The 15,945-nt window shown below is 72.2% G+C and carries 17 protein-coding genes; 3 read left to right on the top strand and 14 right to left on the bottom strand.

What is annotated here, in order from left to right:
• Window positions 1-28 precede the first annotated feature (28 nt).
• From RPQ07_RS14990 to tsaB, 4 genes are read right to left on the bottom strand one after another with little or no spacing between them, the layout of a single operon-like run.
• The gene (locus RPQ07_RS14990) at window positions 29-286 is read right to left on the bottom strand and encodes a hypothetical protein (RefSeq protein ID WP_313944654.1); all 258 of its coding nucleotides are present in this window, start codon (window positions 284-286) and stop codon (window positions 29-31) included.
• On the bottom strand, window positions 283-1,392 hold the full coding sequence (tsaD, locus tag RPQ07_RS14995; protein WP_313944655.1) for a tRNA (adenosine(37)-N6)-threonylcarbamoyltransferase complex transferase subunit TsaD: 1,110 nt from the start codon (window positions 1,390-1,392) through the stop codon (window positions 283-285). Before tsaD ends, RPQ07_RS14990 begins: the two co-directional genes overlap by 4 nt.
• Before the next feature lie 3 nt (window positions 1,393-1,395).
• The gene (rimI, locus tag RPQ07_RS15000; RefSeq protein ID WP_383233943.1) at window positions 1,396-1,848 is read right to left on the bottom strand and encodes a ribosomal protein S18-alanine N-acetyltransferase; all 453 of its coding nucleotides are present in this window, start codon (window positions 1,846-1,848) and stop codon (window positions 1,396-1,398) included.
• A 26-nt stretch (window positions 1,849-1,874) separates the two neighbouring features.
• Window positions 1,875-2,528 carry a tRNA (adenosine(37)-N6)-threonylcarbamoyltransferase complex dimerization subunit type 1 TsaB gene (tsaB, locus tag RPQ07_RS15005; protein ID WP_313944657.1) on the bottom strand — a complete coding sequence of 218 codons (654 nt, stop codon included), beginning with the start codon at window positions 2,526-2,528 and terminating at the stop codon, window positions 1,875-1,877.
• A 133-nt stretch (window positions 2,529-2,661) separates the two neighbouring features.
• Here tsaB and RPQ07_RS15010 point away from each other — a divergent pair, with 133 nt between their 5' ends.
• Window positions 2,662-3,213, top strand: coding sequence for a L,D-transpeptidase (locus RPQ07_RS15010; protein ID WP_313944658.1), 552 nt, complete (start codon window positions 2,662-2,664; stop codon window positions 3,211-3,213).
• Window positions 3,214-3,360: 147 nt separating this feature from the next.
• Here the strand turns inward: RPQ07_RS15010 and RPQ07_RS15015 are convergent, their stop codons facing one another.
• From RPQ07_RS15015 to glmS, 7 genes are all read right to left on the bottom strand, one after another.
• Window positions 3,361-3,543: a hypothetical protein gene (locus RPQ07_RS15015; RefSeq protein WP_313944659.1), complete on the bottom strand. Its 183-nt coding sequence runs from the start codon at window positions 3,541-3,543 to the stop codon at window positions 3,361-3,363.
• A gap of 375 nt (window positions 3,544-3,918) precedes the next feature.
• Window positions 3,919-4,431, bottom strand: a complete 513-nt coding sequence (gene tsaE / locus RPQ07_RS15020) for a tRNA (adenosine(37)-N6)-threonylcarbamoyltransferase complex ATPase subunit type 1 TsaE (RefSeq protein ID WP_313944660.1) — start codon at window positions 4,429-4,431, stop codon at window positions 3,919-3,921.
• Window positions 4,403-5,638, bottom strand: coding sequence for an alpha/beta hydrolase (locus RPQ07_RS15025; protein WP_313944661.1), 1,236 nt, complete (start codon window positions 5,636-5,638; stop codon window positions 4,403-4,405). The genes tsaE and RPQ07_RS15025 overlap by 29 nt, the downstream gene beginning before the upstream one ends.
• 10 nt (window positions 5,639-5,648) lie before the next feature.
• Window positions 5,649-6,800 (bottom strand): alanine racemase, encoded by a 1,152-nt coding sequence (alr, locus tag RPQ07_RS15030; RefSeq protein WP_313944662.1) that lies wholly within the window; start codon window positions 6,798-6,800, stop codon window positions 5,649-5,651.
• 556 nt (window positions 6,801-7,356) lie between these two features.
• Window positions 7,357-8,799 (bottom strand): NAD(P)H-hydrate dehydratase, encoded by a 1,443-nt coding sequence (locus tag RPQ07_RS15035; RefSeq protein ID WP_313944663.1) that lies wholly within the window; start codon window positions 8,797-8,799, stop codon window positions 7,357-7,359.
• Window positions 8,800-8,899: 100 nt separating this feature from the next.
• The gene (locus RPQ07_RS15040; RefSeq protein ID WP_313944664.1) at window positions 8,900-9,268 is read right to left on the bottom strand and encodes a holo-ACP synthase; all 369 of its coding nucleotides are present in this window, start codon (window positions 9,266-9,268) and stop codon (window positions 8,900-8,902) included.
• Window positions 9,265-11,112, bottom strand: coding sequence for a glutamine--fructose-6-phosphate transaminase (isomerizing) (glmS, locus tag RPQ07_RS15045; RefSeq protein ID WP_313944665.1), 1,848 nt, complete (start codon window positions 11,110-11,112; stop codon window positions 9,265-9,267). Before glmS ends, RPQ07_RS15040 begins: the two co-directional genes overlap by 4 nt.
• Before the next feature lie 78 nt (window positions 11,113-11,190).
• Between glmS and coaA the strand changes: the two genes are divergently transcribed.
• Both coaA and RPQ07_RS15055 read left to right on the top strand, forming a co-directional pair.
• Window positions 11,191-12,186, top strand: coding sequence for a type I pantothenate kinase (gene coaA, locus RPQ07_RS15050; protein ID WP_313944666.1), 996 nt, complete (start codon window positions 11,191-11,193; stop codon window positions 12,184-12,186).
• An 11-nt stretch (window positions 12,187-12,197) separates the two neighbouring features.
• Window positions 12,198-13,142, top strand: coding sequence for a DUF389 domain-containing protein (locus tag RPQ07_RS15055; protein WP_313944667.1), 945 nt, complete (start codon window positions 12,198-12,200; stop codon window positions 13,140-13,142).
• Window positions 13,143-13,426: 284 nt separating this feature from the next.
• Here the strand turns inward: RPQ07_RS15055 and glmM are convergent, their stop codons facing one another.
• From glmM to rplM, 3 genes are all read right to left on the bottom strand, one after another.
• A complete protein-coding gene (gene glmM, locus RPQ07_RS15060) occupies window positions 13,427-14,785 on the bottom strand; it encodes a phosphoglucosamine mutase (protein WP_313944668.1) in 1,359 nt (452 codons plus the stop codon).
• A gap of 141 nt (window positions 14,786-14,926) precedes the next feature.
• Window positions 14,927-15,445, bottom strand: a complete 519-nt coding sequence (gene rpsI / locus RPQ07_RS15065; RefSeq protein ID WP_313944669.1) for a 30S ribosomal protein S9 — start codon at window positions 15,443-15,445, stop codon at window positions 14,927-14,929.
• Between the two features lie 44 nt (window positions 15,446-15,489).
• Entirely contained in the window at window positions 15,490-15,933 is a 444-nt protein-coding gene (gene rplM, locus RPQ07_RS15070) for a 50S ribosomal protein L13 (protein ID WP_313944670.1), read from the bottom strand.
• Window positions 15,934-15,945 lie beyond the last annotated feature (12 nt).

Raw genomic sequence — 15,945 nt, forward strand, 5'->3', positions numbered from 1 at the left:
GTACCGCCGCCGGAACCCGCAGAACCGCCTACGGAACCGCCTCGAACCGCCACCGGTGCACCGGACGCGTCACCAGCCCCCCGTCCGGCTCCGGCAGCTCCGGCAGGTCCGCGTCGAGGCCCGGGGCCTCCCACCAGGTGATGACCAGGACGCGGTCGTCCGGTGCGCGGAAGAACTCGACACGTACGGGCTCCCGCGGCAGTTCCTGCGCCCTGGCCCAGGCGAGCAGTTCCGGCCCCCGGCCCTCGACCGCGCGGGCCTCCCACATCAGGGCGACGGCCGTCATGAGTACAGGTTGTCCTTGCTGACCTCGTGCACATGGTCGTGGTCGTGGGTGTGGTCGTGCGCGGCTCCCGGGACGTGCGGGTCCGTCACCGGGAGCGAGGAGTCCGCGGACAGCTCCCAGTCGGACGCCGGCCGGTTGCGCGCCACCATCTCCGCGCCCAGCGCGGCGACCATCGCGCCGTTGTCCGTGCACAGCTTCGGCCGCGGCACCCGCAGCCGGATGCCGGCCTTCTCGCAGCGCTCCTGGGCCAGCGCCCGCAGCCGGGAGTTGGCGGCCACACCGCCGCCGATCATCAGGTGGTCGACACCCTCGTCGAGACAGGCGCGCACCGCCTTGCGGGTCAGTACGTCGACGACCGCCTCCTGGAAGGACGCGGCCACGTCGCGCACCGGCACCTCCTCGCCCGCGGCCCGCTTCGCCTCGATCCAGCGGGCGACGGAGGTCTTGAGCCCGGAGAAGGAGAAGTCGTACGCCGGGTCGCGCGAGCCGGACAGGCCGCGCGGGAACGCGATCGCCGCCGGATCGCCCTCCTTGGCGAGCCGGTCGATCACCGGACCGCCCGGGAAGCCGAGGTCGAGCACGCGCGCGATCTTGTCGAAGGCCTCACCGGCGGCGTCGTCGATCGTCGCGCCCAGGGGCCGTACGTCGCTGGTGATGTCCGGCGCGAGCAGCAGCGAGGAGTGACCGCCGGAGACCAGCAGCGCCATCGTCGGCTCGGGTAGCCGGCCGTGCTCCAACTGGTCGACGCAGATGTGCGAGGCGAGGTGGTTCACCCCGTACAGCGGCTTGCCGAGGGCGTACGCGTACGCCTTGGCCGCCGACACACCCACCAGCAGGGCGCCCGCGAGGCCCGGGCCCGCGGTCACCGCGATGCCGTCGAGGTCACGCGCCGAGACACCGGCCTCCTGGAGCGCGCGCTCGATGGTCGGCACCATCGCTTCCAGGTGCGCGCGCGAGGCGATCTCGGGCACGACTCCGCCGAAACGGGCGTGTGTGTCCACACTGGAGGCGATGGCGTCGGCGAGCAGCGTCGTGCCGCGGACGATGCCCACGCCGGTCTCGTCGCAGGAGGTCTCGATGCCGAGTACGAGCGGTTCGTCAGCCATCAGTTAAGTCTCTGTTCCTTGTACGGGGAGCCGCATGACGAGGGCGTCGACATTGGCCGGCTGGTAGTAGCCGCGCCGGAGTCCGATGGGCTCGAAGCCGAAGCGCGCGTACAGCTTCTGGGCCCTGGTGTTGTCCACGCGCACTTCGAGGAGCACCTCGTCGCACTCGAAGGCGGTGGCGTGCTGGAGCAGATCGGTGAGCAGCCGGGCGCCCAGTCCCGTGCCCCACTGATCGCGGGCGACGGCGATGGTCTGGACGTCCGCGAGACCGCCGGCGGCCGCCAGGCCCGCGTAGCCGACGATCTTTCCGTCCGCCTCGGCGACCACATAGCGGCGCGTCGCGCGCGGCCCGCGGGAGTGCGCGAGCTCGGACCAGAACATGCCGGTCGACCAGGCGTCCTCCGGGAACAGGGCGTGTTCCAGGTCGAGCACGGGCCCGATGTCCCACCAGCGCATCTCACGCAGCGCGGCCGGGGAAGCGCTCACTTGGGCGTGACCACCTTGTAGTTCTTCGGCACCTGGGCGTCCGGCCTGCGCAGATACAGCGGCAGCGGGGGCAGGAACTCCTCGCCCGCGGCCAGCTTCTCGGCGGCCAGCGACGCCAGGGCCGCGGCCGACACATGCTCGGGGGCCCGGGTGTCGGGGAAGGCCTCCGGGTAGAGCAGTCCGCCGGCCCCGACGACGGGCAGTCCGGCCACCTGCTCGGCGATATCGGCGGGCCGGTCGACCGCGGGCTCTCCGATCCGCTCGCGCGGGGAGGCGTAGCGGGCCCAGTAGACCTCCTTGCGGCGGGCGTCCGTGGCGACGACGAACGGTCCCTCCAGGCCGGAGGCGTATGCGAGGCCGTCCAGCGTGCAGAGGCCGTGGACCGGCACTCCGAGCGCCGAGCCGAAGGTCGTGGCCGTCACCAGGCCGACCCGCAGGCCGGTGTAGGGGCCGGGTCCGACGCCGGCCACCACGGCGGTGACGGCGTCGAGTTTCACCCCCGCCTCGGCGAGGACACGGTCGACGGCGGGCAGCAGCAGTTCGCCGTGCCGTCGGGCGTCGACGCTGCTGGAGGCGGCGACGACGGACGTGCCGTCGTGGAGGGCGGCGGTGACGGCGGGCGTGGCGGTATCAACGGCGAGCAGGAGCACGCAAACAGCCTACGGCTCCCGCGCCGGGGGCATGGAGCGCCGTCGGCCCGAGCGCCTGCTGCTACCGTCACCTCCACCAGGACATGGGGGCACTCCCCGGCCCGCGCGGCCGAGGGAGAGAGAGGCGGACACGGTGGCACGGAGCAGCTCGGGTCTAGTGGCCGGGCTCACGGCGGCGGCTCTGGCGGCCGTATGTTTCCTCGCCTATCAGGCGCAGGCGAGCGCCCCCGACTCACTGGGCACGTCCCGGACACCGAGTACGGCCCCGTCGGCGAAGGTTCCCGAGCAGAAGCCCGAGAATCCCCTCGCGCTGCCCGCCGATTCGGGCGCCGGCGCCCGTGTCGTGTACTCGCTCGGCGACCGCCGGGTCTGGCTCGTTAGCGCGAAGAACAAGGTCACGCGGACGTTCGCGGTCATGCCGTCGACGGTGAGCCCGGCGCCGGGCTCGTACTCGGTGACCTCCCGCTCCGGGCAGGTGCCCGGTTCGGACGGGGTGCCGATCGAGCATGTGGTGCGGTTCGCCAGCGTGGACGACGTGGCGATCGGCTTCAGCGCCGCGACGAACGGCGTGCTGGCGAGCCCCGACCCGGAGAAGAAGACCGGCGGCGTGCGGATGAAGCGGGCGGACGGCGACGCGATGTGGACGTTCGCGACGATCGGCTCGAAGGTCGTCGTTCTCCCGTAGGGACGGCTCCCGCGGGCCACAGAGGACTCGGCTCATGCCGGCTCGTCGCCCACCGGAAACCCCTCGGAAAAACCGCTCGTACGAATGACGAGCCGTGACCGAACTGGACGAGTCGCGGCTCGTCTTCCCAGTTTCCCGGGCCCCGAGCTACGCGGCGTCGCGGCGGGGCTCGTCCCGGGTGGCGGGCTGTTCGTCCCTGGGCGGTGTGGACACCGCGCTGGCCGCCGCACACGAGGCCAGCAGATCGCGCATCGACAGGAGGGACGGCGACGGCGGCGCGGACTGCGCCGGCTGCTGCCGTGGCTGGTGCTCGCGTTCGGACGCCGGCATGGATGCCTCCTGGGTCTCCGGGGGCAGGCCGGTTAGGTAGACCTAACCAGATCTCCGTACCATGTGACCATGCGCAGTGCGACCTGCGCAACATCTTCCCGACGGAATGTCGGAACATCGTCTGTTCGGACCGCGGGGACCCCCGGAGCGGATGCGGCGAGGCAGGTATGGACGGGCCCGGTGCGGGGGTCCGTTGCGCCGGGCTCGGGTGCCGCGGGTCCGGTCGCCCCTGTGCCGCCGGGTCCGGGTGCCGCCAGGCCCGGGTGCCGCCACACTCGGGTGCCGCCAGGCCCCGGTACCGCCAGGCCGGGTGCCGCCACCTCGGCTGCCGCCGGGACCGCGATGCCCGTCACTCGGGCCCGCGACGTCCCTCGCTCAGATTCCGGCCGCGGCCAGGTCCACACCCGACCACCGGCCACCGAACCCGGTCAGCGTGACATCGCGACGGTCGTCGTCCGTGTCGCCCACGACCCGGTGGATGACCACATGCAGCCGGTCGTCGGAGAGGTCCTCGACCTTGCCGTCGCCCCACTCCACGACCACGACCGACTCGGGCAGCGAGACGTCGAGGTCGAGGTCCTCCATCTCGTCCAGTCCCCCACCGAGGCGGTACGCGTCGACGTGGACCAGCGCGGGGCCGCCGGTGAGCGAGGGGTGGACCCGGGCGATGACGAAGGTCGGGGAGGTGACGGCGCCGCGGACCCCGAGGCCTTCACCGAGGCCCCGGGTCAGCGTCGTCTTGCCGGCGCCGAGCTCACCGGTGAGCATCACCAGGTCGCCGGGGCGCAGCAGTTTCGCGAGCCGGCGCCCCACGTCCTGCATCTGCTCGGGGGATTCGACGGCGAGACGGGCGACGGCCTCAGCCGCCGGGCTGTGCGGTGCTTCCATACGGGCCAACGTTAGCCGCTGCCGGTACGGCTCCGACGCGTGCCAGCAGGTCCGCCAGCCGGTCCGTGACGACCTCCGGGTGCTCCAGCATCACCAGGTGTCCGCCGTCCGGCACGATCACCAGCTCGGAGTCCGGGAGCAGGTCCGCGATGGCCTCGCTGTGCGAGCTCGGGGTCACCAGGTCCTTGTCACCCGCGAGGACGAGCACCGGCACCTCGCGGAAGATGGGCAGCGCCTCCGCCTTGTCGTGCTCGACGAAGGCCGGGTAGAACTCCGCGACCACGTCGATGGGGGTCGACTCGATCATCCGCTCGGCGAACCGCGCGACCGCCGGGTCGACGTCCTTGGACGAGAACGAGTAGCGCTTGATCAGACCGGCGAAGAGGTCGGCGGTGGCGCGCCGGCCGCGCTCGACCAGCTCGGCCTGCGAGCCGAGCGCCTTCAGGACGCCGGGGAGCACCCGCCGTACCGCGTTGACGCCCGCGACCGGGAGGCCGTAGTTCACCTCGCCGAGCCGGCCGCACGAGGTGCCCACGAAGGCGACGCCGACGACGCGCTCGCGCACGACCTCGGGGAACTGGTCGGCCATCGCCATCACGGTCATCCCGCCCATGGAATGCCCGACGAGCACGAGCGGGCCCTCGGGCGCCGCCGCGTCGATGACCGCCTTCAGGTCACGGCCCAGCTGGTCGATGGAGACCGGTACGGCGTCCGGGCCCGACTGCGAGGCGCCCCGGCTGGAGCGGCCGTGGCTGCGCTGGTCCCAGTGCACGGTGCGCACGAGGCCGCGCAGGGCGGCGCGCTGGAAGTGCCAGGAGTCCTGGCTGAGGCAGTAGCCGTGGCTGAAGACGACCGTGACCGGCGCGGGCGCCTTGCGGCCGAAGAGCCGGCGGCGGCGCGGGCCCGCCGCGTCCGGGTCGACGTCGTCCACCTCGTAGTACAGCTCGCTGCCGTCGTCGGCGAGTGCCTTGCCGGGCAGTCCGCGCAGCGCGCCGTACGGGCCCGCCGCGTCCAGTGCGAGCCGGGCCTTCTTGCGCATGCCGCGGCCCACCGTCAGCCGCTCCAGTGCGACGCCGGCCGCGGCGCCGGCGGCGATCACGCCTATCGCGGCGCCGGCGACGCCCGCCCGGCGCCAGCTGCCCGTCGCGGCGGACTGAACGGCCGTAGCCGCCACCGCCACGACGTCCCCCGTGCTGGTCTCGCTCACCGTGCCGCTCCTACTCGTCGGAGTCCTCGTTCAGATGGACGCGCGGAACCCTTGTTCCGATGCGGGTGACGATTTCGTAGGCGATGGTCCCTGCCGCCTCCGCCCAGTCCTCGGCGGTCGGCTCGCCCCGGTCACCCGGCCCGAACAAGAGTGCCTCGGCGCCTTCGTGGATCTTCTGCCCACCGAGGTCGACCACGAACTGGTCCATGGCGACCCGCCCCGCGATCGTGTGCCGTTCGCCGCCGACCAGCAGCGGACCCCGGCCGGACGCGTGGCGCGGGATGCCGTCCGCGTAGCCGAGGGGGACGAGGCCGAGCGTCGTCTCGTGCGAGGTGACGTAGTGGTGCCCGTAACTGACGCCGTGTCCGGCCGGGACCTGCTTGACCAGCGCGAGGGAGGCGGCGAGCGTCATGACCGGCCGCAGGCCGAGCTCCTCGTGCGTGCCGAGCTCGGGGCTGGGCGAGATGCCGTACATCGCGATGCCCGTACGGACCAGGTCGAAGTGCGAGTCGGGAAGGGTCAGGGTGGCCGGGGAGTTGGCCAGGTGCCGGACCTCGGGCTCGACGCCCTCCTTCTCGGCGTACGCCACCATCTCGCGGAACACGTCCAGCTGGGCAGCGATCGAGGGGTGACCGGGCTCGTCGGCGCACGCGAAATGGGACCACAGGCCGGTCACCTTCACGGTGCCCTCGGCCTCCGCATCGAGCGCGGCGGCGACCAGTTCGGGCCAGTCGGCAGGCTGGCAGCCGTTGCGGCCGAGGCCGGTGTCGGCCTTGAGCTGGATCCTCGCCGGGCGTCCCGCCTCCCGGGCGGCGGCCGTGACCTCGGTGAGCGCCCACAGGCCGCTCACCCCCATGTCGAGATCGGCCTCGATGCCCTCGCGCCACGGGTCGCCGGGGGTCCACAGCCAGCACATCACGCGCCCCTGGATGCCGGCCGCGCGCAGCGTCAGCGCCTCCTGGGGGGTCGCTGTGCCGAGCCAGGTCGCCCCGGCCGCCTGGGCCGCCCTGGCGCAGGGCACCATGCCGTGTCCGTACGCGTCCGACTTCACCACGGCCATGAGGGCGGCCTGGGGCGCGCGGGCGCGCAGGGCGCGGACGTTGGCGCGCAGGGCTGCGAGATCGATCTCGGCGCGGGCGCGCGGCGGCGGTGTCTGGCTCATCGCGCCCAGTGTCTCAGAGGGCGGTGAGGATCCTTTGCGGGGCGGCCTGGCGGCCGCAGGAACCCGGTCCGGTGAGCGGGGGCGCGCCGCCGGCCGGCCGCGCCTGTCGTCGCACGGCACGCCCTGCGGGCGTGTCCTCAAACGCCGGACGGGCTGCAATTGCCTGCCCGCACAGCCGGCGTGCCCCGCCGGGGCAAGCACCCGCACATCAAGCCCCGCCGGCGATTGAGGCGCGGGGCCCGGGGCAGCGCCCCGCCGGCCGGCCGCGCCTCTCGTCACACCGCACGCCCTACGGGCGTGTCCTCAAACGCCGGACGGGCTGGAATTACCTGCCCCGCACAGCCAGCCAGCCCGCCGAGGCATGGGCCCGCACATCAAGCCCCGCCGGCGATTGAGGCGCGGGGTCCGGGGCAGCGCCCCGGCCACCACCCGCACCCCTCGTCACACCGCACGCCCTACGGGCGTGTCCTCAAACGCCGGACGGGCTGAAATGCCTGCCCCGCAGACCACGCCCGCCCCGCACATCAAGCCCCGCCGGCGATTGAGGCGCACCCCCTCAGGTGTGGGTCACGTCGTGCCACGCCGACGAGAGCGCCGATGCCACCTCGTACGACGTGATCGGCGTGCCCTCCGCCACCGCGAGCCGCGCCGCGAGACCGTGCAGATACGCCGCCACCGACCCCGCGTCGCGCGGCTCCAGACCCGCCGCCAGCAAGGAGCCCGCGAGGCCCGAGAGCACATCGCCACTGCCCGCCGTCGCCAGCCACGGACTGCCCATCGGGTTGACCCGGACAGGCGTACCGCTGCCCTCCGGCGCGGCGACCAGCGTGGTCGAGCCCTTGAGGAGCGCCGTCGCGCCGTAGCGCGCGGCCAGTTCGCGGACGGAGGCCAGCCGTGAGGACTCCACCTCCTCGCGCGGTACACCGAGCAGCGCCGCCGCCTCGCCCGCGTGCGGGGTCAGCAGGGTGGGCGCCTCGCGGTCGCGTACGGCCGCTGCGTCCAGCAACCGCAGACCGTCCGCGTCGACCAGCACCGGGACGTCCGAGGCGAGGACGTCGCGTACGGCCTCCTCGTCGTCGCCGAGACCCGGGCCGACGACCCAGGCCTGTACCCGGCCCGCCTTCGCCGGCGGTCCCGCGTGGACCAGCGTCTCGGGGAACCGGGCGATCACCGCTTCGGCCGCGTGCCCCACGTACCGCACGGCCCCCGCCCCGCCGCGCAGCGCGCCCGCCACGGCCAGCACCGCCGCGCCGGGGTAGCGGGCGGAGCCGGCGACGACGCCGACGACGCCCCGCCGGTACTTGTCGCTCTCCGCCGCCGGTTCGGGCAGCAGACGGGCCACGTCCGCGTGCTGGAGCGCCTCCAAGTCCGGCACGGACGGCAGATGCGCCTCCAGGCCGATGCCGACGAGCCGTACCGTGCCGGCGTACTCGCGGGCCGGGTCGATGAGCAGCCCCGGCTTGTACGTGCCGAACGTCACCGTCGCGTCCGCCCGCAGGGCCTCCCCGCGCACCTCGCCACTGTCCGCCTCGACACCGCTCGGCAGGTCGACGGCGACGACGACGGCGTTCGAGCCGCGGGCCGCGCGGGCCACCGGTACGGCGTCCGGCCGCAGACCCCCCTTGCCGCCGATGCCGGTGATGCCGTCCAGCACCAGGTCGGCGACGGCCAGCACCTCGAAGGGGTCGTCCGTGACCCGGCCGCCCGCGCCGGTGAAGGCCGCGAGGCCGCCCTGATGTGTCCGGTCCGGGGCGAGGAGCACCGCGGAGACACCCGCACCGCGGCGGGCGAGCCGGGCGCCGGCGTACAGCGCGTCGCCGCCGTTGTCCCCACTGCCCACGAGCACGACGACGCGCGCTCCGTACACCCGGCCGAGCAGATCGGCACAGGCGGCGGCCAGCCCGGCCGCCGCCCGCTGCATGAGGACGCCCTCCGGGAGCCGGGCCATCAGCTCGGACTCGGCGTTCCTGACGGTCTCCACGCTGTACGCAGTACGCATGCCCCCGAGTCTGCCCCACCGAGTGCCGGCCCGCGCGGGATCCAAGTGCGCCGGGCGGGAGCGCACTTGCCCGTACGAGCCCGCGGGCGCCGGCCCCCTGTCAGCCCTCCGCGATCACCACGGCGGAGGCCACGCCCGCGTCATGACTGAGCGAGACGTGCCAGGACCGCACCCCGAGTTCCTCGGCCCGCGCGGCGACCGTGCCACGCACCCGCAGCCGGGGCCTGCCGTTGTCCTCGACGTACACCTCGGCGTCCGTCCAGTACAGACCCGCGGGCGCGCCGAGGGCCTTGGCGAGCGCCTCCTTCGCGGCGAACCGGGCCGCGAGGGAGGCATAGCCCCGCTGCTCCCCGCTGGGCAGCAGCAACTCGCTCTCCACGAAGAGCCGTCCGGCCATTCCGGGGGTGCGCCGCATCGACGCGGTGAACCGGTCGATCTCGGCGACGTCGATCCCCACCCCGATGATCATTCGACGGTGACCGACTTCGCGAGGTTGCGGGGCTGGTCCACCTCGTTGCCGCGGGCCGTCGCCAGCTCACAGGCGAAGACCTGCAACGGCACGGTCGCCACCATCGGCTGGAGCAGCGTCGGTGTGACCGGAATACGGATGAGGTGGTCGGCGTACGGCACGACCGTCTCGTCCCCCTCCTCCGCGATCACGATCGTCCGCGCCCCGCGCGCCCTGATCTCCTGGATGTTCGAGACGATCTTGTCGTGCAGGACCGAGCGGCCGCGCGGCGACGGCACCACGACCACCACCGGCAGGTCCTCCTCGATCAGCGCGATCGGCCCGTGCTTGAGCTCGCCGGCGGCGAAGCCCTCCGCGTGCATGTACGCCAGTTCCTTGAGCTTCAGCGCCCCCTCCAGGGCCACCGGGTAGCCCACATGACGGCCGAGGAACAGGACGGTGTTCTTGTCGGCGAGCGAGCGGGCCAGCGCGCGGACCGGCTCCATGGTCTCCAGCACCCGGTCGACCTCGCCGGAGATCTTCGCCAAGTCCCGTACGACGGCCCGGATTTCGTCACCCCACTTGGTGCCCCGCACCTGCCCCAGATACAGCGCGACCAGATAGCAGGCCACCAGCTGGGTCAGGAACGCCTTCGTGGACGCCACGGCGACCTCGGGACCGGCGTGCGTGTAGAGCACGGCGTCCGACTCCCGCGGGATGGTCGAGCCGTTGGTGTTGCAGATGGCCAGCACCCGCGCGCCCTGCTCCCGCGCGTGCCGCAGCGCCATCAGGGTGTCCATGGTCTCGCCGGACTGGGAGATCGCGATCACCAGCGTGCGCTGGTCCAGGATCGGATCGCGGTAGCGGAACTCGCTCGCCAGCTCCACCTCGCACGGGATCCTCGTCCAGTGCTCGATGGCGTACTTGGCAATCATGCCCGCGTGGAAGGCGGTGCCGCAGGCCACGATGACGACCTTGTCGGCCTCGCGCAGCACCGACGCCGGGATGCGCACCTCGTCGAGGGTGAGCGAGCCCTCCGCGTCGATACGGCCCAGCAGGGTGTCGGCGACCGCCTTCGGCTGCTCGGCGATCTCCTTCAGCATGAAGTAGTCGTAGCCGCCCTTCTCGGCGGCCGAGGCGTCCCAGTCCACGTGGTAGGCGCGCACGTCCGCCGGAGCGCCGTCGAAGTCGGTGACCGTCACCCCGTCCCGGCGCAGCTCCACGACCTGGTCCTGGCCGAGCTCCAGCGCCGAGCGGGTGTGGGCGATGAACGCCGCGACGTCCGAGGCGAGGAAGGACTCGCCGTCGCCGACGCCCACCACCAGCGGTGAGTTGCGGCGCGCGCCCACGACCACGTCCGGCTCGTCCGCGTGCACCGCGACCAGGGTGAAGGCACCCTCCAGCCGGCGACACACCTGGCGCATCGCCTCGGGGAGGTCGCCGCAGGAGGAGAAGTTCTCGGCGAGCAGATGCGCCACGACCTCGGTGTCGGTCTCCGAGGCGAGGTCGTGCCCGCGCTCCGCCAGCTCGGCCCGCAGGGCGGCGAAGTTCTCGATGATGCCGTTGTGCACGACGGCGACACGGCCCGCGTTGTCGAGATGAGGGTGCGCGTTGATGTCGGTCGGCCCGCCGTGCGTGGCCCACCGGGTGTGCCCGATGCCGGTGAAACCGCTCGGCAGCGGCCGGTCCACCAGCTCCTTCTCCAGATTGACGAGCTTGCCCGCCTTCTTCGCCGCGGCCAGCCCGCCGTCGGAGAGCACGGCGACCCCGGCCGAGTCGTAGCCCCGGTACTCCAGCCGCTTCAGGCCCGCGATGACCACATCAAGCGCCGACTGTCCGCCGACGTAACCCACGATTCCGCACATGTCGGCAGCCTACGGCGGCACGCGGCGCGTGACCGAGCACACCACCCAGAACCCGCCCGCACCCCTGACAATGTGTAGGTGATCTCTTCGCCGCCACGAAGCGCCCACCGCCGGGCCGAACACGCGTCGACGCCCTACGTCGACCTCACCCGCGCGGAGTGGAGCGCGCTGCGCGAGAAGACGCCGCTCCCCCTCACGGCCGAGGAGGTCGAGCGGCTGCGAGGGCTGGGCGACGTCATCGACCTGGACGAGGTGCGGGACGTCTATCTGCCGCTGTCGCGACTCCTCAATCTGTATGTCCAGGCCACCGGTGAACTGCGGGGCGCGCTCAACACCTTCCTCGGTGACGCGGGCGGCGGGCACGGCGCCCAGCGCGGCACGCCGTTCGTCATAGGGGTCGCCGGCTCCGTCGCGGTCGGCAAGTCCACCGTCGCCCGACTGCTCCAGGCCCTCCTCGCCCGCTGGCCCGAGCACCCGCGCGTCGAACTGGTCACCACCGACGGCTTCCTGCTGCCGATGAAGGAGCTGGAGTCACGCGGGCTGATGTCCCGCAAGGGCTTCCCCGAGTCGTACGACCGCAGGGCCCTGACCCGGTTCGTCGCCGACATCAAGGCGGGCAAGGACGAGGTCACGGCCCCCGTCTACTCGCATCTGATCTACGACATCGTGCCCGGCGAACGCCTGACGGTCCGCCGCCCCGACATCCTGATCGTCGAGGGCCTCAACGTGCTCCAGCCCGCGCTGCCCGGCAAGGACGGCCGCACCCGCGTCGGTCTCGCCGACTACTTCGACTTCTCGGTGTACGTCGACGCCCGCGCCGAGGACATCGAGCACTGGTACCTCAACCGCTTCCGCAAACTGCGGGAGACGGCGTTCCAGAACCCGTTCTCGTACTTCCGGAAGTACACCCAGGTCTCCGAGGACGAGGCACTGGACTACGCCCGGACGATGTGGCGCACCATCAACAAGCCCAACCTGCTGGAGAACGTGGCACCCACGCGCAGCCGTGCCACCCTGGTGCTCCGCAAGGGTCCCGACCACAAGGTCCAGCGTCTGTCCCTGCGCAAGCTCTGAGGAGGCAGCGGGTGCTGCATCTGCGCCTGATCACCCCGGCGGACACGACCGACGAGGCGGTACGTCTCATCGAGGGGACGGTCGGCACGGCCCATCTCGCCGTGTTCGCGGGGGCGGCTCGCGATCCCGCCGGCGACGTGGTGCAGTGCGACGTGGCGCGCGAGGCGGCCGACGAACTGATCGGGGGTCTGCGGACCCTCGGCCTCGACGAGCACGGTTCGATCGCCGTCGAGGGCATCGAACTGTCGCTGTCGAAGCGGGCCGACAAGGCCGAGAAGGACGCACCGGGCGAGGGTGCGGACGCGGTGCTCTGGGAGCATCTGACCGACGCGACCCACGAGGAGTCGACGCTCTCCGTCACCTACATAGCGTTTCTGACGCTGGCGACGATGCTCGCGGCGTGCGGTGTGGTGCTCGACAACGCGATCCTCATCGTGGGCGCGATGGCGGTGGGCCCGGAGTTCGGCCCGCTGGCCGGTTTCTGCACGGCGCTGGTGCAGCGCGCTCCGCGGCTGGCGTGGCGCTCGTTCGTCGCCCTGATCGTGGGTTTCGCCCTCGCCATGCTGATCACGGTCGGCTTCAGCCACTTCATGAGCTGGGTCGATCTCTTCGACGCGGCGAAGGTGCGGGCCGAACGGCCCAACACCAGCTTCATCTACAACCCGGACTGGTTCTCGTTCGTCGTCGCGGTGCTCGCGGGCGCGGCGGGCATGCTCTCGCTGACGTCGGCGAAGTCCGGTGCGCTGGTGGGCGTGGCGATCTCGGTGACGACGGTCCCGGCGGCGGCGAACGCGGCGGTCGCGTTCAGCTTCGGCGAGTACGCGCAGGCGTGGGGATCGACGGAGCAGCTGCTGCTGAACCTGCTGGGCATCGTGCTCGCGGGCACGCTGACGCTGCTGATCCAGAAGTCACTGTGGGCCCTGCAACGCCGCCGCTCGGCGGCCAGGGCATCGTGAGCACCTGAGCCGCCGCGGGAGCAGGATCAAGCCCCGCCGTCGATCGAGCCAAACCCGGGCCCCGCCGCCGACTGAGGCAAACCCAGCCCCGCCGCCGACTGAGGCGAACCCGAGCCTCGCCGGCGCCTGAGGCGAACCCGGGCCTCGCCGGCGGTCGAGACAAACCCAGCCCCGCCGGCGATCGAGGCGCGGGGTCCGGGGCGGAGCCCCGCGCACCACCCGCACCATGCGTGTGCCCGCACCCACCCCGGGGCACGGGCACACACCAAGAAGCAGTCGTCGCGTCAGCCGAGCGAAGACTTCACCGCGTCCGCGAGCCGGCTCGCCACCGACCGCGCCTGCTCGATGTCCGCGGCCTCGACCATCACCCGTACCAGCGGCTCCGTGCCCGACGGACGCAGCAGCACACGGCCCGTGGAGCCGAGCTCCCGCTCCGCCTCCGCCACCGCGCTCGCCAGCTCCGCCGACGTCTTCACCCGCGACTTGTCGACGTCCGGCACATTGATCAGGATCTGCGGCAGCCGGTCCATGACCGCGGCGAGGTCCGCGAGCGAGCGGCCGGTCGCGGCGACCCGCGCCGCCAGCATCAGGCCGGTGAGCGTGCCGTCGCCGGTCGTCGCGTGGTCGAGCACGATGACGTGCCCGGACTGCTCGCCGCCGAGCGCGTACCCGTGCTCCTTCATCGACTCCAGGACGTACCGGTCGCCGACGGCCGTCTGCACGAGCGAGAGGCCCTCGCGCTCCATCGCCAGCTTGAAGCCGAGGTTGGACATGACGGTCGCGACGACCGTGTTCCCGCGCAGGGTGCCCGCCTCGCGCATCGCCAGGGCCAGCACCGCCAGGATCTGGTCGCCGTCGACCTCGTTGCCGGACGCGTCCACCGCGAGGCAGCGGTCCGCGTCGCCGTCGTGCGCGATGCCGAGCGCCGCACCGTGCTCGACGACCGCGGCCTTCAGCGAGTCCAGGTGCGTGGAGCCGCACCCGTCGTTGATGTTGAGCCCGTCGGGCTCCGCACCGATCGTGACGACCTCGGCGCCGGCCCGCGCGAACGCCTCGGGCGAGACCCAGGCCGCAGCGCCGTGCGCCTCGTCCAGGACGACCTTCAGCCCGTCGAGCCGGTTCGGCAGGACGGCGATGAGGTGCGCGACGTACCGGTCGAAGCCCTCGTCGTAGTCGGTGACCCGGCCGACACCCGCACCGGTGGGCCGCTCCCACGGCTCACCGGTCCGGTGCTGCTCGTACACCGTCTCGATGCGGTCCTCCAGCTCGTCGGCCAGCTTGTGGCCGCCGCGTGCGAAGAACTTGATGCCGTTGTCCGGCATGGCGTTGTGCGACGCGGAGAGCATCACGCCGAGGTCCGCACCGAGCGAACCCGTGAGGTACGCCACGGCCGGCGTCGGCAGCACCCCGACGCGCACGACGTTGACGCCCGCGCTCGCGAGTCCCGCCACGACGGCGGCCTCCAGAAACTCTCCTGACGCACGCGGATCCCGCCCGACCACCGCGGTCGGCCGATGTCCCTCAAAGGTCCCCGCCTCGGCGAGCACATGCGCCGCCGCGACCGACAGACCGAGCGCGAGCTCCGCCGTCAGGTCCGCATTGGCGACACCGCGCACGCCGTCCGTGCCGAAGAGTCGTCCCACAGCTGTCCTCCGAAAATGCTCCGAAAAATGCAGGCCTTCGAGCGCCTGTTGCCCGTTATACGCCCGAGGTAGTGGAAAGACGTACGCCCCGGCAGCACTGAGTGCTGCCGGGGCGTACGTACAAGCAGGCCGAGCAGGCGATTAACGCTTGCTGTACTGCGGGGCCTTGCGGGCCTTCTTGAGACCGGCCTTCTTGCGCTCGACCGCACGGTCGTCGCGGCTCAGGAAGCCGGCCTTCTTCAGCGCGGCGCGGTTGTTGTCCACGTCGGCCTCGTTGAGCGCACGGGCCACACCGAGGCGCAGGGCGCCGGCCTGGCCGGAGACGCCGCCACCCGAGATGCGGGCGATGACGTCGTAGCGGTCGTCGAGCTCGAGCACCTTGAAGGGCTCGTTGACTTCCTGCTGGTGCACCTTGTTGGGGAAGTAGTCCTCAAGGGTGCGACCGTTGATCTTCCACTTGCCGGAGCCCGGAACGATCCGGACGCGGGCGATGGCGTTCTTGCGACGGCCCAGACCCGCAGCGGGCTGCGGGTCGCCGAAGCGGGACGCGAGGGACTCGGAGGTGTACTCGCCCTCGACGGGCGTCTCCGACTCGAAGGTGGTGACCTCGGCGTAGGTCTCTTCGCCCTCGACGGGGGTCTCTGCAGTGGTCTCGGCCACGATTCTCCTCAGATCTTTCTGTACGTCTTAGGGGGTGGCCGGAACTACTGCGCGACCTGGGTGATCTCGAACGGGACCGGCTGCTGAGCAGCGTGCGGGTGGTTCTCGCCCGCGTAGATCTTCAGCTTCGAGAGCATCTGACGACCCAGGGTGTTCTTCGGGATCATGCCCTTGATGGCCTTCTCCACGGCCTTCTCCGGGTTCTTGGCCAGCAGCTCGTCGTAGCGGACGGAGCGCAGACCACCGGGGTACCCGGAGTGGCGGTAGGCCATCTTCTGGGTCTTCTTGTTGCCGGAGAGGTGAACCTTCTCGGCGTTGATGATGATGACGAAGTCGCCCATGTCCATGTGGGGGGCGTAGATCGGCTTGTGCTTGCCCCGGAGGAGGTTCGCTGCCGTAGTCGCGAGACGGCCCAGGACGATGTCCTGCGCGTCGATGATGTGCCACTGGCGCGTGACATCGCCGGGCTTGGGGCTGTACGTACGCAAGGTCGTAGCCTT

The organism is Streptomyces sp. AM8-1-1, from assembly GCF_032229325.1.
Lineage (GTDB): Bacteria > Actinomycetota > Actinomycetes > Streptomycetales > Streptomycetaceae > Streptomyces > Streptomyces achmelvichensis.